This is a genomic window from Streptomyces filamentosus, from assembly GCF_014654895.1.
GTDB classification, from domain to species: domain Bacteria; phylum Actinomycetota; class Actinomycetes; order Streptomycetales; family Streptomycetaceae; genus Streptomyces; species Streptomyces filamentosus.
The window spans coordinates 198,592-221,568 of the sequence record NZ_BNBE01000003.1 but is presented as its reverse complement, the minus strand read 5'-3'; the positions used below and the strand labels follow the sequence as shown (position 1 = coordinate 221,568).

The 22,977-nt window shown below is 73.0% G+C and carries 17 protein-coding genes; 4 read left to right on the top strand and 13 right to left on the bottom strand.

The genetic code is table 11. The annotated features are described in order from the left end of the window. Positions 1 to 62: 62 nt before the first annotated feature. From IE326_RS28460 to IE326_RS28435, 6 genes are all read right to left on the bottom strand, one after another. Positions 63 to 1,766 carry a carbohydrate-binding module family 20 domain-containing protein gene (locus IE326_RS28460; protein WP_190043710.1) on the bottom strand — a complete coding sequence of 568 codons (1,704 nt, stop codon included), beginning with the start codon at positions 1,764 to 1,766 and terminating at the stop codon, positions 63 to 65. Positions 1,767 to 1,918: 152 nt separating this feature from the next. Further along, positions 1,919 to 2,986: a LacI family DNA-binding transcriptional regulator gene (locus IE326_RS28455; protein ID WP_150227840.1), complete on the bottom strand. Its 1,068-nt coding sequence runs from the start codon at positions 2,984 to 2,986 to the stop codon at positions 1,919 to 1,921. Continuing rightward, entirely contained in the window at positions 2,974 to 4,641 is a 1,668-nt protein-coding gene (locus IE326_RS28450) for a glycoside hydrolase family 13 protein (protein WP_190043709.1), read from the bottom strand. Before IE326_RS28450 ends, IE326_RS28455 begins: the two co-directional genes overlap by 13 nt. A gap of 50 nt (positions 4,642 to 4,691) precedes the next feature. Beyond that, entirely contained in the window at positions 4,692 to 5,564 is an 873-nt protein-coding gene (locus IE326_RS28445; protein ID WP_373310349.1) for a sugar ABC transporter permease, read from the bottom strand. Beyond that, a complete protein-coding gene (locus IE326_RS28440; RefSeq protein WP_030755209.1) occupies positions 5,558 to 6,568 on the bottom strand; it encodes a carbohydrate ABC transporter permease in 1,011 nt (336 codons plus the stop codon). The genes IE326_RS28445 and IE326_RS28440 overlap by 7 nt, the downstream gene beginning before the upstream one ends. 19 nt (positions 6,569 to 6,587) lie before the next feature. Continuing rightward, positions 6,588 to 7,865 (bottom strand): extracellular solute-binding protein, encoded by a 1,278-nt coding sequence (locus IE326_RS28435; protein WP_150227843.1) that lies wholly within the window; start codon positions 7,863 to 7,865, stop codon positions 6,588 to 6,590. Positions 7,866 to 8,279: 414 nt separating this feature from the next. Here IE326_RS28435 and IE326_RS28430 point away from each other — a divergent pair, with 414 nt between their 5' ends. Next, complete coding sequence (locus IE326_RS28430; protein WP_150227844.1) at positions 8,280 to 9,302, top strand: LacI family DNA-binding transcriptional regulator; 1,023 nt, start codon at positions 8,280 to 8,282, stop codon at positions 9,300 to 9,302. Positions 9,303 to 9,384: 82 nt separating this feature from the next. Next, complete coding sequence (locus tag IE326_RS28425; RefSeq protein WP_190043708.1) at positions 9,385 to 10,296, top strand: phosphatase PAP2 family protein; 912 nt, start codon at positions 9,385 to 9,387, stop codon at positions 10,294 to 10,296. A 4-nt stretch (positions 10,297 to 10,300) separates the two neighbouring features. On the opposite strand, the gene IE326_RS28420 is transcribed toward IE326_RS28425, so the two are convergent. From IE326_RS28420 to IE326_RS28405, 4 genes are all read right to left on the bottom strand, one after another. Next, complete coding sequence (locus tag IE326_RS28420) at positions 10,301 to 10,966, bottom strand: NADPH-dependent F420 reductase (RefSeq protein ID WP_190043707.1); 666 nt, start codon at positions 10,964 to 10,966, stop codon at positions 10,301 to 10,303. A gap of 92 nt (positions 10,967 to 11,058) precedes the next feature. Further along, positions 11,059 to 12,255 carry an NAD(P)/FAD-dependent oxidoreductase gene (locus IE326_RS28415; RefSeq protein WP_190043706.1) on the bottom strand — a complete coding sequence of 399 codons (1,197 nt, stop codon included), beginning with the start codon at positions 12,253 to 12,255 and terminating at the stop codon, positions 11,059 to 11,061. Positions 12,256 to 12,379: 124 nt separating this feature from the next. Then, a complete protein-coding gene (gene sigJ, locus IE326_RS28410; protein WP_190043705.1) occupies positions 12,380 to 13,324 on the bottom strand; it encodes an RNA polymerase sigma factor SigJ in 945 nt (314 codons plus the stop codon). A 58-nt stretch (positions 13,325 to 13,382) separates the two neighbouring features. Beyond that, positions 13,383 to 16,370, bottom strand: a complete 2,988-nt coding sequence (locus IE326_RS28405; RefSeq protein ID WP_190043704.1) for a bifunctional [glutamine synthetase] adenylyltransferase/[glutamine synthetase]-adenylyl-L-tyrosine phosphorylase — start codon at positions 16,368 to 16,370, stop codon at positions 13,383 to 13,385. A 380-nt stretch (positions 16,371 to 16,750) separates the two neighbouring features. On the opposite strand from IE326_RS28405, the gene IE326_RS28400 reads away from it, so the two are divergent. Continuing rightward, positions 16,751 to 18,940: a PIG-L family deacetylase gene (locus IE326_RS28400; protein ID WP_190043703.1), complete on the top strand. Its 2,190-nt coding sequence runs from the start codon at positions 16,751 to 16,753 to the stop codon at positions 18,938 to 18,940. Positions 18,941 to 19,067: 127 nt separating this feature from the next. Here IE326_RS28400 and IE326_RS28395 read toward each other — a convergent pair whose 3' ends face one another. Both IE326_RS28395 and IE326_RS28390 read right to left on the bottom strand, forming a co-directional pair. Then, positions 19,068 to 20,309 (bottom strand): cytochrome P450 family protein, encoded by a 1,242-nt coding sequence (locus IE326_RS28395; RefSeq protein WP_373310296.1) that lies wholly within the window; start codon positions 20,307 to 20,309, stop codon positions 19,068 to 19,070. Next, a complete protein-coding gene (locus tag IE326_RS28390) occupies positions 20,306 to 21,589 on the bottom strand; it encodes a cytochrome P450 (RefSeq protein ID WP_190043702.1) in 1,284 nt (427 codons plus the stop codon). Before IE326_RS28390 ends, IE326_RS28395 begins: the two co-directional genes overlap by 4 nt. A 215-nt stretch (positions 21,590 to 21,804) precedes the next feature. Here IE326_RS28390 and IE326_RS28385 point away from each other — a divergent pair, with 215 nt between their 5' ends. Continuing rightward, positions 21,805 to 22,236, top strand: a complete 432-nt coding sequence (locus tag IE326_RS28385) for a VOC family protein (protein WP_150227853.1) — start codon at positions 21,805 to 21,807, stop codon at positions 22,234 to 22,236. Between the two features lie 24 nt (positions 22,237 to 22,260). Here IE326_RS28385 and IE326_RS28380 read toward each other — a convergent pair whose 3' ends face one another. Then, on the bottom strand, positions 22,261 to 22,761 hold the full coding sequence (locus tag IE326_RS28380) for a GNAT family N-acetyltransferase (RefSeq protein WP_190043701.1): 501 nt from the start codon (positions 22,759 to 22,761) through the stop codon (positions 22,261 to 22,263). Positions 22,762 to 22,977: the final 216 nt, after the last annotated feature.

Below are 22,977 nucleotides of genomic sequence, written 5' to 3'. Positions count from 1 at the left end.
TCCCTGGAGGTACGGGAAGAGGGGGCCGCCCCGGTCGGGGCGGCCCTGCGGAGGGAGGGGGTTCAGCTGCGGAAGGTGTCGTTCAGGGTGACCTGGCCGGAGGCCGGGACGGTCGCGGTGCGGTTGGCGCCGGACTCCCAGGTGACGTTCCCGGCCGCGTCCTTGCGGACGTACTTGTACTCGAAGGCCGTGCCGGCGGGCAGGTTCACGGCCAGCTTCCACACGGGGTAGGCGGCGGGGTCGAGCTTGAGGGCGGCGGCGGGGGCCCAGTTGCCCAGTTCGGCGCGGTTGCCGACGACGTAGATGTTCTGGCCCGTCACCGTGGTGGCGGTGACGTTGAAGGAGGCGCCCGCGGTGGCGGGGGGCGTGGTGGGGGCGGTGGTGCCGCCGCAGTTCGTGGCGCCCGTGTGGAGGGCGAGGGCGGTGTTCGCGGCGAGGGTGGCCGTGAACTGGCCGTTCGCGGCGACGGTGACCGGGCTGTTCGACTGGACGTCGCAGTAGGTGCCGGCCGGCAGGGAGGTCTGGAAGGTGCGGGTCAGCGCGGAGGACTCGTGGTTGATCGCCACGTACGCCTTGGAGCCGCGGCCGAACGCGATGGCGTTGCCGCCGTTGTCCCACCAGTTCGAGACGGCCTCGCCGCGGGCGGTGTTGCGGAAGGCGACCATGGAGGAGATCTCGCGCCAGGCGTGCTGGCACTTCCAGCCGTCGCTGTAACAGGCGTTCACCTGGCCGCCGTTGGGCGGTCCCGCGTCCTTGTCGGTCCACTCGTAGCCGGAGTGGACGTCCGGGGAGCCGTAGGGCCAGGCGAGCATGAAGACGGAGGCGAGGGTGTAGTTCGCGCCGTCCTTGTAGGACAGGGTGTCGCCGCCGCGCTCGGTGTCGTGGTTGTCGACGAAGACGCCGGACTGGCCGGAGGGCATGTAGCCCCACGCCTCGCCGAAGTTCTTCAGGTAGGCGAGCTTCTCGTTCTGGAGGACCCGCTTGAGGTCGCGGGCGTAGCGGAACTCCTGGACGTCGCCGCTGCCGAGGTACTCGCTCGGGGAGACGGCCTCTCCGGCGCCGTGGATGGCCTCCAGCTTCCAGAAGGCGTTCGGGTTCGTCAGCCGGGACTTGATGTTCGCCAGGTCGGCGGCCGGCATGTGCTTGGCGGCGTCGATGCGGAAGCCGTCGACGCCCAGCGAGAGGAGGTCGTTGAGGTAGCCCGCGATCCTGCCGCGGACGTAGTCCTCGCCGGTGTCGAGGTCGGGGAGCTGGACCAGTTCGCAGTTCTGGACGTTGGCGCGGTCCTGGTAGTTGGAGATCGAGGACCGGCAGTCGTCCATGTCGGAGCCGGAGTAGAGGCCCGGGTAGTCGTACTTGGAGAACGGGGTCCCGCCCGTTCCCGTGCCGGAGCCGTTGGCCATGTGGTTGATGACCGAGTCCGCGATGACCTTCACGCCGGCCGCGTGGCAGGCGTTCACCATGTTCTGGAAGGCGGCGCGGTCCCCGAGCCGGCCGGCGATCTTGTAGCTGACGGGCTGGTACGAGGTCCACCACTGGCCGCCCTGGAGGTGCTCCTGGGGCGGGGAGACCTGCACGTAGCCGTAGCCGGCGGGGCCGAGGCGGTCGGCGCACTCCCTGGCCACCGAGGCGAAGTTCCACTCGAACATCACCGCGGTGACGTCCTTGGTCCCCGGCGGGGTGGCCTGGGCCGGGGCGTTCACCGTGACGGCCGCAGCGGCTCCCGCCACGAGGGCGAGTGCAGCGGCCACGGTCTTTCTTGCCATGCTTCCTCCTGGACGACGTCCCTGTCGTGTCGAGAGCTGTTCGCAAGAAGTTGCCGAAAATCTCAGCAACTGTTTTCAGCCGCGACCGTAGGGGCGTACAGGCGTGCGGTCAATACTTCCGGCACGCCCCTCGTGAGGGATCGCGCGAGGAGTCACCGCGCGGGCTGCGGCGGCTGCGCGGTGGACCCGCGCACGACCAGCTCCGGCTGGAAGACGAACTCGGTGCGCTGCACCGGATTGCCCTCGATCTCCTCCAGGAGCGCGCCGACCGCCGCCGTCGCCATGGCCTGCACGGGCTGGCGCACGGTGGTCAGCGGCGGATCGGTGAAGGCGATCAGCGGGGAGTCGTCGAAGCCCACGACGGAGACGTCCCGGGGCACGTCGAGGCCCCGGGCGCGGGCCGCCCGGACGACGCCGAGCGCCATCAGGTCGGAACCGCAGACGATGCCGGTGCACCCCTCGTCGAGCAGGATCTCGGCGGCGGCGTGTCCGCCCTCGACGCCGAACAGGGTGGGCCGCACGAAGCGTTCGGCCTCCGCCCGCTCCACGCCCAGGCACTCGTACAGCTCGGCGGCGAAGCCCTCCGCCTTGCGGCGCGAGGGCACGTAGCGGGTCGGGCCGATGGCCAGGCCGATCCGCTCGTGCCCCAGCTCGGCGAGGTGCCGCACCGCCATCCGGGCCGCGGCCCGGTCGTCCGGCGAGACGAAGGTGGCGTCGATCCGCTCGTGGTAGCCGTTGATGAGGACGTACGGCACGCCCCGCTCGGTCAGCCGGGAGTAGCGCCCCGGGTCGGCGGTGGCGTCCGCGTGCAGCCCGGAGAGGAAGGCGATGCCGGCCACCCCGCGCTCGACGAGCTGGTCGACCAGCTCGTCCTCGGTGGCGCCGCCGGGCATCTGGGTGCAGAGCACCGGCGTGTAGCCGTGCCCGGCGAGCACCTGCTCCACGACCTGCGCGAAGGCCGGGAAGATCGGGTTGGTCAGCTCGGGCACCACGAGCCCGACGAGGCCCGCGCTGCGGCGTTTGAGCCGGACGGGACGCTCGTAGCCGAGCACGTCGAGCGCCGCGAGCACCTTGTGCCGGGTCGCGCCGGCCACCCCCGCCTTGCCGTTGAGGACCCGGCTGACGGTGGCCTCGCTGACCCCGGACTGGGCCGCGATGTCCGCGAGCCGCGGGGCACCGTTCCCGGCGCCCCGCGGCAGGGGGATCGTCACACCGCCCACCAGACGGTGGTGTCGGCGGGGATCTCCGCCTCGTCGTCCACCACGCGGACCTCCTCGTTGGAGAGGAGATACCGGCCGGGCAGCGGGACGGTGATGGCCCGGCCGGTGGTGTTGGCGGTGCAGACGAAGCCGTCGCGGCGGAAGGAGAGCACACCCTCGGGTGCCTCCAGCCACTCGACGCCCTCGCCCGCACCGAGCTCGGGGCGCTCGCGCCGTACGGCGAGCGCGCTGCGGTACAGCTCCAGGGTGGAGCCGGGGTCGCCGGTCTGCGCCTCGACGCTCAGCTCGCCCCAGGCCGCGGGCTGCGGCAGCCAGGAGCCGCCGTCGCCGAAGCCGTACGAGGAGCCGGCGGCGGTCCACGGGATCGGCACCCGGCAGCCGTCGCGGTAGCCGTCCTGGCCGCTGGCCCGCCAGAACGACGGGTCCTGGCGGACCTCGTCGGGCAGGTCCGTGACGTCCGGGAGGCCCAGCTCCTCGCCCTGGTACACGTACGCCGAACCGGGCAGCGCCAGCATCAGCAGGGTCGCCGCGCGGGCCCGGCGCAGACCGAGCTCGCGGTCGCCGGCGGTGCGCAGCTGGGTGCCGAGGCCCGCCGGGTTGGCGAAGCGGGTGGCGTGCCGGGTGACGTCGTGGTTGGACAGCACCCAGGTGGTGGGGGCGCCGACCGGGCGCATCGCCTCCAGCGAGGCGTCGATGACGGTGCGCAGCTCGGTCGCGTCCCAGTGGGTGCCCAGGTACTGGAAGTTGAACGCCTGGTGCATCTCGTCGGGGCGCACGTAGTTGGCGGTGCGCTCGACGGTCGGGGTCCACGCCTCGGCGACGAGGACGCGCTGCCCGTCGTACTCGGCGAGGATCTGCCGCCAGGAGCGGTAGATCTCGTGGACGCCGTCCTGGTCGAAGAAGGGCATGACGTCGTTGCCGAGCAGCTTGAGCTGGTCGTGGGCGCCGATGTCGGGCAGGCCGGCCGCCTTGACGAGGCCGTGGGCGACGTCGACGCGGAAGCCGTCGACGCCCATGTCGAGCCAGAAGCGCAGGATCGAGCGGAACTCGTCGCGGACGGCCGGGTGCTCCCAGTTGAAGTCCGGCTGCTCGGGGGCGAAGAGGTGGAGGTACCACTCGCCGGGGGCGCCGTCCGGGTTCTCGGTGCGGGTCCAGGCCGGGCCGCCGAAGATGGACTCCCAGTCGTTCGGCGGGAGTTCGCCGGTCTCGCCCTTGCCGGGGCGGAAGTGGTAGCGCTCGCGCAGCGGGGAGCCGGGGCCCTCGCGCAGGGCGCGCTGGAACCACTCGTGCTGGTCCGAGGAATGGTTGGGGACCAGGTCCACGATGATCCGCAGGCCCAGGTCGTGGGCCTCGCGGATCAGGGCGTCGGCGTCGAGCAGCGAGCCGAACATCGGGTCGATGGCCCGGTAGTCGGCGACGTCGTACCCGGCGTCGGCCTGCGGGGAGGCGTAGAAGGGGGAGAGCCACACGGCGTCGACGCCGAGCTCCTTGAGGTACGGCAGCCGGCTGCGGATGCCCACCAGGTCGCCCATGCCGTCGCCGTTGCCGTCGGCGAAGCTGCGCGGGTAGACCTGGTAGATCACCGCTTCTCTCCACCAGCCGGTGTCGGTGCCGGTGGTGGGGGCGTCGGCGGCGGTGGCGAGGTGCTGGGTCATGTCTTCCCTGGGAGGTAAGGAGGGGCGTACGGGTTCGGCGCTCAGGGCCGTCAGCCCTTCACCGCACCGGCGGACATGCCGGTGACGAGGTGGCGCTGGGCGAAGAGGAACACCAGGGCGGCGGGGATGGCGATGAGGACGGAGGCCGCCGTCATCGGACCCCACTGGGCCCCGTACTGGTTGACGAACTTCTGGAGACCGCCGGCGAGCGTCATGTTCTCGTCGCCGACCATGAAGGCGGAGGCGTAGGCCACCTCGCCCCAGGCGGTGATGAAGGAGTAGAACGCGGTCACCGCGATGCCCGGCTTGGCGAGCGGCAGGATGAGCCGCCAGAAGGTGCCGAAGGGGGTGAGCCCGTCGACGTACCCCGACTCGTCGATCTCGCGCGGGATGCCGTCGAAGAAGCCCTTCATCATCCAGGCGCAGAACGGGACGGCGATGGTCAGGTAGGTGATGACCAGGCCGGCCGACCGGTTGAGCAGTCCCAGCGACGCCATGATGTTGTAGATCGGCACGATGAGGACGGCGACCGGGAACATCTGCGTGATGAGCAGGGTCCACATCAGGCCGCGCTTGCCCGGGAAGCGGAAGCGGCTGACCGCGTAGCCGGTGGTGGCCGAGATGAACACGCCGACGACGGTGGTGAGTCCGGCGACGAGGAGCGAGTTCCCGAACCAGGTGAGGAACGGGGTGTCCCTCAGCAGGTTCGTGTAGTTCTCGACCGTCGTCTCCTTGAAGAAGTCCGTGGTGGTCGCGTACTTCGCGGGCTTGAGCGAGGTCAGCAGGACCCACAGCACCGGGAAGACGGCGATGACGGAGGCGACGATCAGGGTGAGGTGCAGCGCCACCGAGGCGAGCGGGGAGCGGCGTCCCCGGATCGGGGCGTTCACGGCCTGGGGGGTGGGGGTCGTGGTGGTCACCAGACTTCTCCCTGCTTGCGGAGGACGCGCCGGTAGATCGCGGCGAAGGCCATCAGGAGCACCAGGATGAGGACGCCCCAGGTGGACGACTGGGCGAAGTCCCGCGGGCTGATCTGGAAGGAGAACTGGTACGCCTGGGTGACGAGGATCTGCGTCGCGTCGCCGGGTCCGCCGCCGGTGAGGAGGAAGATCACCGGGAACATGTTGAAGGTCCAGATCGTGGAGAGCAGCAGCACGGTGGTGGAGACCGAGCGGAGCCCCGGCAGGGTGATGTTCCGGAAGCGCTGCCAGGCGTTGGCGCCGTCCATCTCGGCGGCCTCGTACAGCTCGCCGGGGATGGACTGGAGGCCGCCGAGGAGGGCCACCATCATGAAGGGCACGCCGAGCCAGACGTTGACGGCGATGACCGCGAACTTGGCCCAGGTGGGGTCGTTCAGCCACGGGACGCCGTCGAGGCCCGCGCCGGTGAGGATCTGGTTGAGCATGCCGCGGCGCTCGTCGTAGAGGAAGCGCCAGGCGAAGACGGAGACGAAGCCGGGGATCGCCCAGGGCAGGATGAGCATCATCCGGTAGACCGAGCGGCCGGCGAACTTCCGGTTGAGGATGTTGGCGAAGACCAGGCCGAGGGCGAAGGTGATCGTCACGCAGGAGACGGTCCACAGGACCGTCCACCCGAGGGTGGAGAGGAACTGGCTGCCGGTGAGGGCGGCCTTGTAGTTGTCCAGGCCGACGAACTCGTAGGTGGCCGGGATCTCGTTGACGCCGATGGTCCGCGCGACGTTGCGCTCGTTGGCGTCGGTCAGCGACAGGTAGATGCCGCGTCCCAACGGGTAACCGATGATCACGGCGATCACGATCACCACCGGGGCCACCATGGCCCAGGCGTACCAGTGGGTGGCGAGGGAGCGCTTGGGCGCCCGCCGCTTCGGACCAGTCCCGCGGCTCCGGCCGCGGGCGTGGTCGCCCGCGGCCTTCACCACCGACTGGCTGGGAGTGTCCACAGCCATCAGCCGGTCAGCCTTCCTCTTACTTCCAGTCCTTCAGGAGCTTGCGGTAGCTGTCGCCGACCGCCTTGGCTCCCGTCTCCGGGGTGGTCTGGCCCGTGAGGACCTTGGTGTACTGGACCTTGATCGGGTCGAAGAGGCTGCCGCCCTCCGGGATCCAGGGACGCTCGACGGCCTTGTCCACGACCGGCTTGAAGAAGCCGATCATCGGGTTGTTCGCGACCGTCTTGTCGAGGTACGCGGACTGGCGGGTCGGGAGCAGGCTGAGTTCCTTCGTGATCTTCGACTGGTTCTCGACCGACGTCATGTACTCGACGAAGGCGTAGGAGGCGTCGAGGTTCTTGGAGCCCGCGTAGACCGCGAGGTTGTGGCCGCCCTGCGGGGCGCCCTGGCCGCCGGAGCCGGCCGGGACCGGGGCGATGCCGAGGTTCGCCTTGTCGGTGAACTCCTTGCCGGCGTAGGTGTCGGCCACGGCCCACGGGCCGTTGATCATCATGGCGACCTTGCCGTCCTTGAAGGCGGACTGCATGTTGTCCCAGCCGTTGGTCGCGTCGGTGATCGCGGCCTTGGAGTCGACGAGGTCCTTGACGGTCTGGAAGGCCTTGACGCCGGCCGCGTTGTCGAAGGTGACCGTCTTGTTGTCGGCGTCGACCATGTCGCCGCCCTCTCCGTAGAGGAAGGAGAGGAACCAGTACGGGTCGTCGCCGCGGAGGTACAGGCCGGTCTTGCCGGTCTTCTCCTTGATCTTGGCGGAGACGGTCTTCAGCTCGGCGATGTTCTTCGGGACCTCGACGCCGGCCTCCTTGAAGATCTTCTTGTTGTAGAAGACGCCCATGGAGTCGATGACCTGCGGCACGGCGTAGGTCTTGCCGTCGTACTTGGTGGAGGCGGAGGCCTGCTCCAGGAAGTCGTCCTGGTCCTTCAGCGCGGCGGTGCCGTCCAGCGGGGCGAGGTACCCGAGGTTGGCGAAGTCGGGGGTCCAGGCGACCTCGGAGCGGATCACGTCGGGGGCGCCGGCGCCGGCCTGCGCGGCGTTCTTGAACTTGTTCTGCGCCTCGCCGAAGGGCACGTTGACGTACTTGACCGTGACCTTCGGGTGCTTCTTGGTGAAGTCCTCGGCGATCTTCTTGAAGACCTTGTCCTCGGAGCCGACCGTGGAGGTGTCCCACCAGGTCACGGTGCCGGAGAGCTCGCCCGAGCCCTTCGAACCGCCGTTGGAACCGCTGTCGCTCCCGCCGCACGCCGCCAGGGTGACGCCCAGGGCCGCGACCAGCGCGGTGGCCGCTATGCCACGCCGCATGTGAACTCCTTCAACATGATCCCGGGGTGACGAGGGGCTGGAACCTTCCTCATTGCGACCGCTCCCTCGCGGCGCTCCGGGTTGCCAGGAACGTAACAGGGATGAAAACGCGCCGAAAGACCTTGCGTGAAATTTCTGCAAGGACCGGCGATCGTTACATCCGCGTGTCCTGAAGGTTGCCGCCGAAGCGCTTGACAGCGACACGGAGGGGTCACTTCTGCCCATATGCCCGGAACATCCCGCCCCGCGGGGCCCGGCCGACGCCTCCTCCTCCGAACGGAACCGGTCCGTCCGCCTCCATGACCTCCCGCACCCAGCTGCAAGACCTGCAAGACCTTGCGGAAGTGGCTCCCGGAGGGCCGCGCACCCCGGGCCGGTGGGCAATACGCGCTGTGACCGGTACAGTCCACTCTCATGACCGCGCGGCTCGCCGACATCGCAGCCCAGGCGGGGGTCAGTGAAGCCACAGTCAGCCGCGTGCTCAACGGCAAGCCCGGCGTGGCCACGGCCACCCGTGAATCCGTGCTTGCCGCGCTCGACGTGCTCGGCTACGAGCGCCCGGTACGGCTGCGCCAGCGCAGCGCGGGCCTGGTCGGGCTGATCACCCCCGAACTGGACAACCCCATCTTCCCGGCCCTCGCGCAAGTCATCGGACAGGCGCTGACCCGGCAGGGCTACACCCCGGTGCTCGCCACCCAGACCCCCGGCGGGTCCACCGAGGACGAGCTCACCGACATGCTGGTGGAGCGCGGGGTGGCCGGCATCATCTTCGTCTCCGGCCTGCACGCGGACACCACCGCGGACACCTCCCGCTACGACCAGCTGCGCGGCAAGGGCGTCCCGTACGTCCTCATCAACGGCTTCTCCCCCAAGGTGCAGGCGCCCTTCGTCTCCCCCGACGACCGGGCCGCGATGCAGCTGGCGGTCACGCACCTCGCCGCCCTCGGCCACACCCGCATCGGGCTGGCCGTCGGACCGAAGCGCTTCGTGCCGGTGCTCCGCAAGATAGAGGGCTTCCAGAAGGGCGTCCTGGACCGGCTCGGCCTCACCGCCGAGCAGTCCGAGGAGCTGATCCAGCACTCCCTGTACACCCTGGAGGGCGGGCAGGCGGCGGCGTCGGCCCTGATCTCCAAGGGGTGCACGGCCGTGGTCTGCGCCTCCGACATGATGGCGCTGGGTGCGATCCGCGCGGCCCGTCAGCTGGGTCTGGACGTGCCCCGGGACGTCTCGGTCGTCGGCTTCGACGACTCCCCGCTCATAGCCTTCACCGATCCGCCGCTGACCACCATCCGGCAGCCGGTGCAGGCGATGGGGCAGGCGGCGGTGCGGGCGCTCCTGGAGGAGGTCGGGGGCACCCCGGCCCCGCACTCGGAGTTCGTCTTCATGCCGGAGCTGGTCGTCCGCGGCTCCACGGCGTCGGCCCCTCCCCCCGCGTAGTCCTCAGGGCGGAGGGAGTGCGCCGCACACCCGTCCGAGGGATGATCGGTCGGGGGGCGTGGATCTGGCAAACTCTCTGCCTATGGGTGAAACGACCGTGAAGAGTTTGGACGACCGGACGACCCCGTCGTCACCCATCGTGGCCGACGGCCGGTGGGCGTGGCTGCGTGCGCGCAGCCCTCGGCGGCCGCGCATCTGGTTCGAACTGCTGCTGATCGCGGTCAGTTACTGGGTGTACTCGCTGATCCGCAACGCGGTGCCGGAGCAGAAGGCCGAGGCGCTGCGGAACGCGAACTGGATCTGGCGGACCGAGGAGTCCCTCGGCCTCGCCTTCGAGCACGCCGTCAACCACGCCGTGAACTCGGTGACCTGGCTCATCGTGACGATGAACTACTACTACGCGACGCTGCACTTCGTCGTCACCATCGGTGTGCTCGTGTGGCTGTACCGATGGCAGCCGGGCCGTTACGCCGCGTTCCGCACGGTCCTCTTCGCCACCACCGCCGTGGCCCTGGTCGGCTACTACCTGTACCCGCTCGCGCCGCCCCGGCTGATGGAGGGCAAGGACTTCATCGACACGGTGCTGGTGCACCACACCTGGGGCTCGATGGCCTCGGGCGACCTGAAGCACATGTCGAACCAGTACGCGGCGATGCCGTCGATGCACATCGGCTGGTCGACGTGGTGCGGGCTGACCGTCTTCTTCCTGGCCAAGGCGCCCTGGGCGCGGATCCTGGGCCTGCTCTACCCGGCGGCGACGCTGGTCGTGATCGTCGCGACCGCCAACCACTTCTGGCTGGACGCGGTGGGCGGCCTGATCTGCCTGGGCTTCGGCTTCCTCGTCGCCTTCTTCTGGTACGGCACCTGGCCGCACCGCCTGTCGCGGGAGATCGAGCCCCTGACGGTGCCGGACGCGGCCGGCCCCGGTGCGGGGACGGCCGCACGCCCGGCCGCGGAGCGCGAGGAGCCCATCGGCTCGCGGGCCTCCTCCTAGGGCCCTAGGAGGGCTGGTCCGCCGCCCGGCAGACGGCGAAGTTGAAGTCGCCGGTGCCGAGGACGCCGTGGAGGCGGAGCCAGATCGGCATGAGCTGCTCGGTGGCGCGGGCGCTGGTCAGGTCGCCGAGGTCGATGATCCGGGCGGCGGGCCAGCCGAGGGAGCCGAGCAGTCCGGTGACGACGGCCTTGGCGTCCGCGTCGTCACCGCCGACGAAGACGACGTGCTCGCCGGGGACCCGGCCGGGGTCGACCATCACCGCGTTGGTCATGGTGTTGAGCGTCTTCACCACGCGGGTCTCCGGGAACTCCGCCTGGATCCGCTCGGCGAGGCTGAGGCCGTCGAAGGTGACCACCTTCGGCGGGAAGCCCCCGGAGAAGTCGAGCGGGTTCGAGACGTCAACCAGCACCTTGCCGCGCAGGTTCCCCGCGCCGGCCGCCTCCAGGGCGGCGAGCGATACCAGTCCGCCGGTGGCGTTGACGACCAGCTCGGCGGCGGCGCCGACCTCGGCGAAGGTGCCGTGGATCGCGCCCGGGCGGCCCTCGGCCCACTTCACCGCCTCTGCGTTGTCGGCGGTGCGGGAGCCGAGCCCGACCTCGTGGCCGAGCCCGGCGAGGGCGGTGGCGAGCCGTCTGCCGACCTCGCCCGTGCCCAGTACCGCGATCCTCATGTCCGTGCGCTCCGTCCGGTCGTCCGAAAATCGTCGTCCGGTCGTGAACCCTACGGTCCCGCGATCATGGAGGGGCGTCTTCCGCGAGGTTCTCAGGCCGTGGCCTGCGCGCGGGCCGCGTCCCGGACCTCCGGCCGGGCCACGCGGCGCCGGCGGGCGGGCACGCCCAGGGTCGGGTGGGCGACGCCCCAGGCCGCTCCCTTGCAGACGATCTCCTTGTAGAAGGCGGCGAAGCGGCCGGTCAGGGCCTTCTCCTTGGCCCGGTCGTCGGCGGTGACGAACTGGATCAGGCCCTCCCCGCGGCCCAGCGAGACGCACTGCTGGGCGTAGCGGATGGGGACGCGGGGCACCTCGACGCCGGCGAGCCGGGCGGCGAGGGCGTCGGCGGCCTGCCAGGCCATCGGGACGCCCGAGGCGCAGGACATCCGCAGCGGCTCGCCCCCCGGGCCCGCGGTCACGGCCGCGTCGCCGACGGCGTAGACGTCGGGGTGGGAGACCGAGCGCATGGTGGCGTCGACCGCGATCCGGCCGTCGGCGGCCAGCGCCAGGCCGGTGGCCTCCGCGAGCGGGTGGACGGCGAAGCCGGTGGTCCAGACGGTGACGTCGGCCGGGAGGACCGTGCCGTCGGCGGTGGTCACCCGGTCCGCGGCCACGGCGGCGACCGACCGGTGCTCGTGGACGGTGATGCCGAGGCGGCCGGCGACCTTCCGCAGGTGGTCCCGGCCCTTCTCCGAGAGCCAGTCGCCGAGGGCGCCGCGGACGACCAGGGCCACGTCGAGGTCGGGGCGGGCCTCGGCGATCTCGGTCACGGCCTCCAGGCCGGTCAGACCGCCGCCGACCACCACCACGGTCCGGCCGGCCTCCAGGGCGGCCAGGCGGTCGCGGAGCCGCAGCGCGCCGGGGCGGCCGGACACCTCGTGGGCGTGCTCGGCGACGCCGGGGACCCCTCCGTGGTCCCAGCCGCTGCCGAGGGCGTAGACGAGGGAGTCGTACGCCAGCTCCTCGCGGCCCGCGGCGCCGTCCACCGTGACGGCCTTGCGGTCGGCGTCGACGGCGGCGACCTTCGCGAGCTTCAGCTCGACTCCGGTGCCGGCGAACATCTCGGCGAAGGGGCGGGGGGCGAGGTCCTGGCCGGCCGCCAGCTGGTGGAGCCGGACCCGCTCGACGAAGTCGGACTCGGGGTTCACGAGGGTGATGCTCACGTCCTCGCGGTGCAGCCGGCGGGCGAGGCGGCCGGCTGCGACGGCTCCGGTGTAGCCGGCTCCGAGGACGATGATGCGGTGCTGCATGACCGGTCTCCTGTCTGCGAGGTCCGCGCCGTCTCTCCGGCGTGGTTCCGCACCTTGAACCGGGCGGCCCCGCGTTTCCTGACAGGTTGCAGATGTGACCCCCGTCACATATCCCTGGAGGGGGTCAGAAGGTGAAGAGCGGGACCTCCTCGTGCCCCCCGGCGGCCCAGCGCTCGGTGGCCCGGTCCAGCTTGTCGGGGTTGACCTGGCTGCGGACGGCGACGATGCCGTCCGGGGTGACGTCCAGGCAGGTGATCCCGATGACCCGGCCGTCCACGACGGCGACGATCGCCGGTCCGCCGTTGGCGGTGGAGGCGTAGAAGGCGGGCGACCCGCCGACCAGGGCCCGCTTGGCGTCGCTCGGCCTGAACAGGCCGCGCAGGAAGCGGGCGACCGCGAGGGCGCCCCCGAAGGCGCCGGCCCGGGCGGGGACCTTGCCGCCGCCGTCGCCGACCACCAGGGAGTCCTGGGTGAGCAGCCGGACGAGGGGTTCGGTACGGCCGCTGGTCGCGGCGGCCAGGAACTCCTCGACGATCCTGCGGGCGGCGGCCTCGTCGATCTCGGTGCGGGCCCTGCCGTCCGCGAGGTGCTTCTTGGCCCGGTGGAAGATCTGCTGGCTGGCGGCCTCGCCGATGTCGAGGATCTCGGCGATCTCCCGGTGCGTGTAGGCGAATGCCTCGCGCAGCACGTACACCGCCCGCTCGTTCGGGGTCAGCCGCTCCAGCAGGACGAGCACGGCGTACGAGACGGACTCGCGCTGCTCGGCGGTGTCGGCGGGGCCGAGCATCGGGTCGCCGGCCAGCAGCGGCTCGGGGAGCCACTGCCCCACGTAGGTCTCGCGGCGGGCGCGGGCCGAGGTGAGCTGGTTGAGGCAGTGGTTGGTGAGGACCTTGGTGAGCCACGCCTCGGGCACCTCGACGCGGCCGACGTCGGCGGCCTGCCAGCGGAGGAAGGTCTCCTGCACGGCGTCCTCGGCCTCGGCCGAGGAGCCCAGCATGCGGTAGGCGATGGCCTCCAGGCGGGGCCGTGCCTTCTCGAACCGGTCCACGTCACTCGTCAGCAGGGCCATGCGGTGATCGTATCGGGCCGGTCCCGGCCCGGCGACGGGGCGTCGCCGGGCCCAACCCTCAGTCCTCGTAGAAGAGTTCGTCCACGACCGCGCGGGCCCGGCGGGTGATCCGGCGGTAGTCGTCGACCATCTCGCCGGCGTGACCGGGGCCGTAGCCCAGGTACCGTCCCACGGCGGCCAGTTCGCGGGGGTCGGTGGGGAAGGTGTCGCCGGGGCGGCCGCGGACCAGCATCACCGCGTTGCGCACCCGGCTGGCCAGCACCCACGCCTCGTCGAGGGTCCGCGCCTCCTCGGCGGGGATCAGCCCGGCGGCGTGGGCGGCGGCGAGGGCCGGGCGGGTCCGGGTGGTGCGCAGGGCCGGCTCGGCCCAGCCGTGCCGCATCTGGAGCAGCTGGACGGTCCACTCGACGTCGCTGAGGCCGCCTCGGCCGAGCTTGGCGTGGAGGGTGGGGTCGGCGCCGCGGGGCAGCCGCTCCGACTCCATGCGGGCCTTGAGCCGGCGGATCTCGCGGACCGCCTCCTCGCCGAGGCCCCCGGCGGGGTAGCGGAGCGGGTCGACCAGCTCGACGAAGCGCCGCCCCAGGTCGGCGTCGCCGGCCATCGGCGCGGCCCGCAGCAGCGCCTGGGACTCCCAGACGAGCGACCAGCGGCGGTAGTAGGCGGCGTAGGAGGCGAGGGTGCGGACCAGGGGACCGCTCCTGCCCTCCGGCCGCAGGTCCGCGTCGATCAGCAGCGGCGGGTCGGTGGTGGGCAGCTGGAGGAGCCTGCGCATCTCGGCCACGACCCGGTTCGCGGCCCTGGTGGCCTCCTGCTCGTCCACGCCCTCGCGCGGCTCGTGGACGAAGAGGACGTCGGCGTCGGAGCCGTAGCCCAGCTCGTGACCGCCGAAGCGGCCCATGCCGATGACGGCGAAGCGGGTGGGCAGCTCGTCGCCCCACTCGGCGCGGACGGCGGCCCGCAGCGCACCGGCGATCGTGGCGGCGTTGAGGTCGGTGACGGCCCCTCCGACCCGGTCGACCAGGGCGCCCGGGTCGGACGTGCGGGGGCTGTCCTCGGTGCCGTACGAGTCGATGAGGTCGGCGGCGGCGGTGCGGAACAGCTCGCGGCGGCGCACCCCGCGGGCGGCGGCGACGGCCTGCTCGGCGCCGTCCGCGCGGCCCACGGCGGCGAGGACCTCCTGCTCCAGGTGGTCCCGGCCGCGCGGCTTCAGCCCCTCGGGGTCTCCGAGTATGGCGACCGCCTCGGGGGCGCGCAGCAGCAGGTCGGGGGCGAGCCGGCCGGCCGAGAGGACCCGGGCCAGGTTCTCGGCGGCGGCGCCCTCGTCGCGCAGCAGCCGCAGGTACCAGGGGGTCTTGCCGAGCGCGTCGGAGACCTTCCGGAAGCCGAGGAGGCCGGCGTCCGGGTCGGCGGAGTCCGCGAACCAGCCGAGCAGCACCGGCAGCAGGGTGCGCTGGATGGCGGCCTTGCGGCTGACGCCGGAGGCCAGCGCCTCCAGGTGGCGCAGGGCGGCGGCCGGGTCGGCGTACCCGAGGGCTTCGAGGCGCTGGCCCGCCGCCTTGGTGCTGAGCCGGGTCTCGCCGGGGGTCAGCTGGGCGACGGCGTCGAGCAGCGGGCGGTAGAAGAGCTTCTCGTGGAGGCGGCGGACGACGGAGGCGTGCCGGCGCCATTCCTTGTTCAGCGCGGCGACCGGGTCGGTGCGCAGGCCGAGCGAGCGGCCGAGGCGGCGCAGGTCGGCCTCGCCCTCCGGGACGAGGTGGGTGCGGCGCAGCCGGTACAGCTGGATGCGGTGCTCCATGGCGCGCAGGAAGCGGTACGCCTCGTCCAGCTGGGCCGCGTCGGCGCGGCCGACGTAGCCGCCGGCGGCGAGGGCGGCGAGGGCGTCCAGGGTGGAGCCGCTGTGCAGGGTGGCGTCGCTGCGGCCGTGGACGAGCTGGAGGAGCTGGACGGCGAACTCGACGTCGCGCAGGCCGCCGGGGCCGAGCTTCAGCTCGCGGTCCACCTGGGCGACCGGGATGTTGTCGACGACCCGGCGGCGCATGGCCTGCACGTCGGTGACGAAGTTCTCCCGCTCGGCGGCCTGCCAGACCATCGGGGAGACGGCGTCGACGTAGGCGCTGCCGAGCTCCGGGTCGCCGGCCACCGGACGGGCCTTGAGGAGGGCCTGGAACTCCCAGGTCTTCGCCCAGCGCTGGTAGTAGGCGAGGTGGGAGGAGAGGGTGCGGACGAGGGGGCCGTTGCGGCCCTCGGGGCGGAGGTTGGCGTCGACCGGCCAGATGGTGCCCTCGACGGTGGTCTCGGAGCAGATCCGCATGAGGTGGGAGGCGAGGCGGGTCGCCGCCTGGATCGCCTTCGCCTCGTCGGCGCCCTCCGCGGGCTCGCCGACGAAGATCACGTCGACGTCGGAGACGTAGTTCAGCTCGTGTCCGCCGCACTTGCCCATGGCGATCACGGCGAGCCTGCACTGGGCGGCGTCGGCGGGCTCGGCCGCACTCGCCAGGGCGAGCGCGGCCCGCAGGGTGGCGGTGGCCAGGTCGGCCAGCTCGGCGGCCGTCTGGGCGACGCCGGTGGTGCCGCACACGTCCCGGGCCGCTATCCCGAGGAGGCAGCGGCGGTAGGCGATCCGCAGGGTCACCGGGTCGTTCGCCCCGGCGAGGCCCCGCTCGAACTCGGCGATCCCCGGGTGCAGGTCGGTCGCCTCGTAGGTGACCAGCGTCTCCCAGTCCCTGGGGTGCCGGGCCAGGTGGTCGGCGAGCGCCTCCGAGGTGCCGAGGACCCCGAGCAGCCGGTCCCGGAAGGGCTTGGCGGAGAGCAGCGTGGTGGTGAAGGTCTGCCGCTCCGGTTCGGCCTGCGCCTCGACCAGCCGGACCAGGCCGCGCAGCGCGAGGTCGGGGTCGGCGGTGGCGCCCAGCGCGTCGAGCAGCACGGAGTCCCCGCGGAGCGCGGAGAGCTCGGGCAGGTCCAGGAGCCGCTCGGCACCGGACGGGTCGGTGAACCCGTGCCGCAGCAGCCGTGAGAACGTACTGCTCCTGCGCCCCGGCACCGTCATCTCCGCCGCTCCCTCCACCCGCACGCCCGACGGATCGAGCCTATCCGCAGCGCCGCGCGGAGGCGTGCGGGGCGGGCCCGGGAAGGCGGGACCGGGTCCTTCCGGTACCGGTGTCCTTCCGGGCGCGGGCACGGGGGCCGGCGGGGGCTCGCGAGGGGCCCGCACGGGGTCTCGCGGGGTGGGGTCGAACCTCGTTCGTCTGCCCGGATCCGGTACGGATCACACGTGACGTCGGGCACATCGGGCCGTTTTCGGAACGCTTCGGACGCTCCGGCCCTGTACCCATGTGAGTCGTTCGTCCCGTCGCCGTCGCCGTCACGAACGGCCGTCGCTCCGCGACCCGAACCTTGTCGCCCAGGTAGAGAAAGCCTCCCGCGCCCATGCCCGTCCGCCGCCTCTCCTCCCTCATACGCCCCTTCCGCCACCGCCGGTCCGTCGTGACCGCGGCGGCGGTCGCCGCGCTGACCGGCGGCACCCTCGCGGGCGTCCTCACGGCGACGGCCGACCCCGCGCACGGCACCGCGGCGGCGGTGGCGCAGGCCCCCGCCCCCACCGGCGCCCCCTCCGCCGGCACCCCCTCCGCCGGGACGCGGACGCCGTCCGCCCCGGACCCGCGGCCGAGCAGCCGCCCCGGCCGGGAGGCGGCCCGGGAGGCGGCCCCCGCACCGGGCCGGGGCACCCGCGGGGAGGAGACCCCCGCGGAGGCGGCCGGGCGGACCGCCGTCCCGCCGTCCGTGGTGCAGTTTGTCTCCCACCCGGACGACGACCTGTACTTCATGAACCCGGACACCGCGCAGTCCCTGGCCGACCGGACCCCGCTGACCACCGTCTACCTGACGGCGGGCGAGTCGAACGGCGTCAACGCCCGCTCCGGGAAGGCCGCCGCCGTCACCGCGCCGGACAAGCCCGCCTTCGCCGAGGCCCGGCAGAACGGCATACGCGCCGCGTACGCCGAGATGGTCACCGGCGACCGCACCAGCCCCTGGGACCGGACCGTGATCCCCACCGCCGGCGGCGGCGAGGCCGAGCTGGACGTCCTGCGGGCCCGGCCCGGGGTGCGGCTGGTCTGGCTCCAGCTCCGCGAGGCCGGCTCGACCTCCGCCGACCGCCCGGTGAGCCTGCGCGGCCTGTGGCAAGGCCGGATCGCGGCGCTCGGCTCGCAGCGCTCCTCCGGGACGCCGGTCGCCGCGGACTTCGCGTACTCGAAGGAGCAGGTCACCTCGACGCTGACCGGGCTGCTCGAACGCTTCCGGCCGACCTTCGTGCGCACCCTGGACCCGACGCCCGGCACGGACGCGAAGACGGGTCGGCTGCGGGACCACCAGGACCACGCGTACGGCGCGCGCTTCGTCCAGGCGGCGCTGGCGCGCTACGCCGGGCTGCCCGGGCACCCGCACGTCGGCGTGCAGAGCTACATGGGCTACCCGAACACCGACCTGCCCCGGGCCCTGGACAGCCGGACCGCCGAGGAGAAGCTGCGCAGCCTGAAGACGTACTCCTGGCTGGACGGGGAGGACTGCGGCAGCCCGGCGGGCTGCGGCGACCTCAAGGCGTCGGGCCGGCCGTCCGGGCGCGGCTGGACGGGGACCGTGCGGTACGCCCGCGGCTCCTCGACCGGCTGGCTCCAGCCGGCCGCCGACGGCGGTCCGCTCGCCTTCGGCGTCCAGGACGGGCGGCTCGCGGTCTGGCACCGGGAGCCCGTGGGCGGCACCTGGCGGGGTCCCGAGCTGCTGCCCGGCGGCGGGCTCGACGGCGGCGTGAGCTCCGTACGGCTGACGGACGGGCGGGTCGCGGTCTTCGGCACCCGCACCTCCTTCGAGGGCCCCTCGGGGTACCGCCGGGAGGTCGTCACGACCGAGCAGACCGCGCCGGGCGGCGCCTTCGGGGCGTGGCGCTCGCTGGGCACGCCGGGTGCGCGGGACGAGGCCGACCGGACGCCGGACATCAGCGCGCCCGCGGTGGCCGTGGACGGCACCGGGCGGGTCTCGCTCTTCCTGCGCGACGGCGACCACCGGCTCGCCGGGCGGGAGCGGACGCCCGCCGGCGCCTGGACCCCGTGGCGGGCCCTGGGCGGGGCTGACCTGCACGGCGACCCGGTGGCGGCGACGGACTCCCGGGGGCGGACGTACGCCTTCGCGGGCACGCCCCGCACGGTCCTGATGTGGACCGGCGCGTCCGGCGGCGGGCCGGTGGCCGGGCCGCTGCCGACCGGTCTGCCGGCGACGACGCTGGCGCTGAGCGCGGGCCCCTCGCCGACCGGCGACGGCGTCCGGCTCTGGTCGCGGGTGCCCGCCACCGGGCAGCCGACCGCGGCCGACTTCGCGGGCACGGCCCGGCTCGCGCCGGTCGTCGCCCCGGCCGGCGGCGTCGCGGGCTTCGGCCCGGTGAGCGGGTCCGACGTCCTGGTGGCGGCCCGCTCGCGGACCGGCCACCTGGCGGTGGCGCCGCTGTCCGGCGGCGCCTGGCGCCTCTCCGGCTTCCCGCTGGCGGGCGCCCCGGCGGCGGGCCCGGACGGGGTGGCCGCCCTCGGCCAGGACGGCCGGCTGCACTGGATCCCGGCACCGCGCTGACCCGGGCCGGAGGTCCGGTCGGCCGCGGGCCTTCCGGTCCGGCCGCGGGCCTTCCGGTCCGGCCGCGGTCCTTCCGGTCCGGCACGGAGACGCGCCGGTCGGCCGTGGAGGCCCCGGGGCGTTCCGGTCAGCCGTGCAGGCGGACCGGGAAGGACTCCAGGTCGTTCTGGGTCATGACCGGGAGGTTGCGCAGCTCGGCGTCGGGGACGGCGAGGGCCAGGTCGGGGAAGCGGGCGAAGAGCGCCGGCAGGGCGATGCCCGCCTCGATCCGGGAGAGGGCCGCGCCGGGGCAGATGTGCGGGCCGTGGCCGAAGGTCATGTGCCGGATGGGGGTCGGGCGGGTGATGTCGAAGGCGTCGGCGTCCGGGCCGTGCTGCTCGGGGTCGCGGCCGATCGCCCGGTAGGAGATCACCACGCCCTCGCCCTTGGCGATCACTCCGCCGCCGACCTCGACGTCCTCGGTGGCGAACCGCATCAGCAGGTGGGTGGTGGGGGTGTCGAAGCGCAGGGTCTCCTCGATCACCGTCTCCCAGGACACCTCGCCGGCCAGCACCTTCCGCAGCTGGTCGGGGTGGGAGAGCAGGGCGCGCACGGCGTTGAGGACGAGGCCGATGGTGGTCTCGTGGCCTGCGGCGACCATCGCCTTGAGGTTGCCGACGACCTCCTCCTCGGTCAGCGGCTCGCCGCCCTCGTCGGCGAGGATGAGCCCGGAGGTCAGGTCGTCGGTGGGCAGCGCGGTCTTCGCGCGGACGAGGTCCGTGTAGAAGACGTCGAGCTCGGCGAGGAGGGCGAGCCGCTCCTCCTGCGGGGTGAGCATCGAGAAGAACTTCTTGTACTGCCGGGTCAGCATCGTGTTGGCCTCGGGGTCGACGCCCATCAGCATGCCGACGACCCGCATGGGCAGCGGCTGCGCGAAGACCGCCTTGAGGTCGACGACGGCGCCGTCCCGGCCGCCCTCCTCCAGGGCGTCGAGGAGTTCGGCGGTGAACTTCTCGATGTCGGGGCGGATCGCCTCCAGACGGCGGGGGGTCAGCGCCTGGGAGGTCTTGGTGCGCAGCCGCCGGTGCTCCTCGCCGTCGACGGTGAACATGGACCGGCCGGCGTCGACCATCCCGATGAGCGGCCAGGCGTGGGTGACCGCGCCGCTGGTCCACAGGTCCCAGGCGTTCAGGTCCTTGACGAGCCGGGGGTCGACGAGGAGGCGCCGGGCGTCGGCGTGGCGGGTGACGGCCCAGGCGGGGACGCCGAGCAGCTCGACGCGGGCGAGCGGGCCGGCGGCGCGGATCCGCGCGGTCTCGCCGTCGAGGTCCCGGACCATCGGGTCGACGACGACGGGCGTTCCCGCCGCGGCGGCGTGAGGGCAGGTCACAAGAGGTCTCCTGTCGTGGGAACGGGGCTGAACCGGACGGGGAGTGCGGTGGTGCCGCGCAGGAAGGCGGAGGGCCGTCGGACCAACTCCTCGACAGGAACGTCGAGTTCGAGGTCGGGCAGCCGGTCGAGGAGGACCTCGATGCCGGTCCGGGCGATGATCTCGGCGATCTCCTGGGCCGGGAAGGGGCAGCGGTACTCGCCGTGGCTGAAGGCCAGGTGGGCGCCGCTGCCGCCCTGCCCGGCCGCGCCCGCGCCGGCGGCGCCCTGGCGGATCAGGGGGTCGGTGTTGGCGGCGCCGAGACCGAGGAGCAGCATGTCCCCGGCCTTGATCCGGTGCTCGCCGAGCCGGGTGTCGCGGACCGGCCAGCGGCCCGCGAGGATCTGGGTGGGGCCGTCCTCCCACAGCACCTCGGTCATGGCGTCGGCGACGCTGCGGCGGCCGCGGGCCATCGAGTCGGCGAAGTCGCCCTCGGTGAGCATCAGCCGGACGGAGTTGCCGATCCAGTCGGCGGTGGTGAGGTGCCCGGCGGCGGTGATCGCCATCAGGTCGAGCATGTACTCCTCGTCGGTGAACTCCTCGGGGAAGGCGAGCATCCGGCTCGTCACGTCCTCGCCGGGCTCGGCGCGCTTCGCGGCGACCAGCCGGGCCATGTGGCCGGCGAACCGCTGGTGCGCCTCCTGCGCGCCGGGCCCGCCGTCGGCGAGGTCCTTCAGGACCCGCGCGATGTCGGCGCCCTCGTCGTCGGGGAAGCCGACGAGACGGGCGAGGACGAGGACCGGGAGGGGTTCGCAGAACTCGGCGACGAGGTCGGCGGTGCCGCGCGCGCAGAAGGCGTCGATCAGCCGGTCGGCCAGCTGCTCGCCGTGACCGCGGATCTCGAAGGGGTCGGCCGCCTCCAGGGCGGGGACGACCATCCGGACGTGCCGGCGGTGCTCCTCGCCCGCGCTGAAGTAGATGGAGGGCAGGGGCTGTCCGACCATCGGGAGGAGCGGCCAGTCGGCGGGGACGTGCGGCCACTGGTTCCACAGGCCGACGTCCCGGGGGAAGAGCTCGGGGTCGCTGGTGACCTGGTGGACCTCGCGGTAGCCGATGACCAGCCAGGCGGGGAAGCCGCCGGGGAGTTCGACGGGGACGACGGGACCGTGCTCGCGGCGCATCGACCGGTAGAGGGACTGCGGGTCGGCGTGGAAGCCGGGGCCGGACAGCGGGACGGCGGCGGGGCAGCCGGACGGCGTTAAGGCGCTGGACGTGGGCTCGGCAGAGGGGGTGCGCGTCATGGGTCCTGTCTCCGGTGGCGGACATGTCGTCGACACGGCCGGTGGGGCCAACGCGTCGTCACTATAGGGAGGTTGTGTGTCACCGGAGTGGTCGTTCGCGATCATTTCCACACGCTTGACGAAATGATCAGGTCAGCAAGCACAAAGAAAGGCGTTTTTCCGTCAAGTCGACGAGGTGTGCGGCGCCGTCCGGCCGGATGCGGAACTGTGGCCCGATGAACTGGACCCTGGAAGTCGTCCCCGTGCCCGTCACCGACCTGGACCGGGCCAAGGAGTTCTACGCGGACGGGTGCGGCTTCGCCGTCGACCTGGACGACGAGGTCGCGCCCGGCGTGCGGATCGTGCAGCTCACCCCGCCCGGCTCGCGCTGCTCCGTCGCGCTGATCTCCGGCATGCCCCAGATGCCCGGCACCCGGACCATGACCCCCGGCAGCCTGCACGGCCTCCAGCTGTGCGTCACCGACATCGAGGCGGCCCGGGCCGCGCTCGTCGCCGCCGGCGTCGACGCCTCGCCGGTGCGGCACGTCGGCCCGGCCGGCTGGGCGGAGGGCAAGGGAGGCGCCTGGAACTCCTTCCTCTCCTTCGAGGACCCCGACGGCAACGGCTGGATCGTCCAGGAGGCCCCCTCGGAACTCTCCGAACGCTGAACCGCCCCCGCGCTCCCCCGCCCCCTACTCCCCGAGCTCCACCAGGAACCGCACCAGCCCGTCCCGCTCCCCCTCGCGGCGCATCCCGGCCCGCTCCATCACCCGGTGGGAGGCGGCGTTGGCCGGATCGGCATCGCCCCGCAGCACCGCGGCCCCGGCCCCGCGGGCGATGCCGACCACCGCGGCGAGCGCCTCGGAGGCGTACCCCTTCCCGCGCTCCCCCGGCACGATCCCGTACCCCACGGTCACCGCCCCGTCCGCCCCCGGCGGCCCGTGGAACCCGATCCCCCCGACGACGACCCCGCTCTCCGCGAGCCGCACCTGATACGTACGGAACGCCCCCGGATCCCCCTCCTCCGCGCACCTCCGCAGGAACGCCCCCACCGACGCGAGGTCCCCCGCTCCCGGATACCCCTCCCCCCACCGCTCCCCCGGCGACGGCTCGCGCGCGGCGACCCGCTCGCCCTCGGCGACGGTCAGGGGATGCAGGAGGAGCCGCTCGGTGGCGACGGTCTCGATCTTCACGAACGGCAGTCTGGACACACCGCCCCCACCCGGCAAGGCGTTTCCGTCCGGCCCCTCGGCTCGCGCCCCGGTCACGGCGGCCCCGGGTCCACGCTCCGGGTCCACCCGCACCTCATGCCGAGCGGCGACGGACGGGCCCGCCGGGCCGCGGACGGGTTCCACGAGGGCCCCGGTCCGGCGCCTGACGGCCCGGAGACGGTCCAGGGCGACCGGGAA

Bases quoted from the DNA above. Each gene is read 5' to 3' on its own strand.
- IE326_RS28420 (WP_190043707.1), bottom strand. From the start codon at position 10,966: ATGAGGATCGCGGTACTGGGCACGGGCGAGGTCGGCAGACGGCTCGCC.
- IE326_RS28450 (WP_190043709.1), bottom strand. From the start codon at position 4,641: ATGACCCAGCACCTCGCCACCGCCGCCGACGCCCCCACCACCGGCACC.
- IE326_RS28425 (WP_190043708.1), top strand. From the start codon at position 9,385: ATGGGTGAAACGACCGTGAAGAGTTTGGACGACCGGACGACCCCGTCG.
- IE326_RS28440 (WP_030755209.1), bottom strand. From the start codon at position 6,568: ATGGCTGTGGACACTCCCAGCCAGTCGGTGGTGAAGGCCGCGGGCGAC.
- IE326_RS28400 (WP_190043703.1), top strand. From the start codon at position 16,751: ATGCCCGTCCGCCGCCTCTCCTCCCTCATACGCCCCTTCCGCCACCGC.
- IE326_RS28460 (WP_190043710.1), bottom strand. From the start codon at position 1,766: ATGGCAAGAAAGACCGTGGCCGCTGCACTCGCCCTCGTGGCGGGAGCC.
- IE326_RS28435 (WP_150227843.1), bottom strand. From the start codon at position 7,865: ATGCGGCGTGGCATAGCGGCCACCGCGCTGGTCGCGGCCCTGGGCGTC.
- IE326_RS28430 (WP_150227844.1), top strand. From the start codon at position 8,280: ATGACCGCGCGGCTCGCCGACATCGCAGCCCAGGCGGGGGTCAGTGAA.
- IE326_RS28385 (WP_150227853.1), top strand. From the start codon at position 21,805: ATGAACTGGACCCTGGAAGTCGTCCCCGTGCCCGTCACCGACCTGGAC.
- IE326_RS28405 (WP_190043704.1), bottom strand. From the start codon at position 16,370: ATGACGGTGCCGGGGCGCAGGAGCAGTACGTTCTCACGGCTGCTGCGG.
- IE326_RS28390 (WP_190043702.1), bottom strand. From the start codon at position 21,589: ATGACGCGCACCCCCTCTGCCGAGCCCACGTCCAGCGCCTTAACGCCG.
- sigJ (WP_190043705.1), bottom strand. From the start codon at position 13,324: ATGGCCCTGCTGACGAGTGACGTGGACCGGTTCGAGAAGGCACGGCCC.
- IE326_RS28415 (WP_190043706.1), bottom strand. From the start codon at position 12,255: ATGCAGCACCGCATCATCGTCCTCGGAGCCGGCTACACCGGAGCCGTC.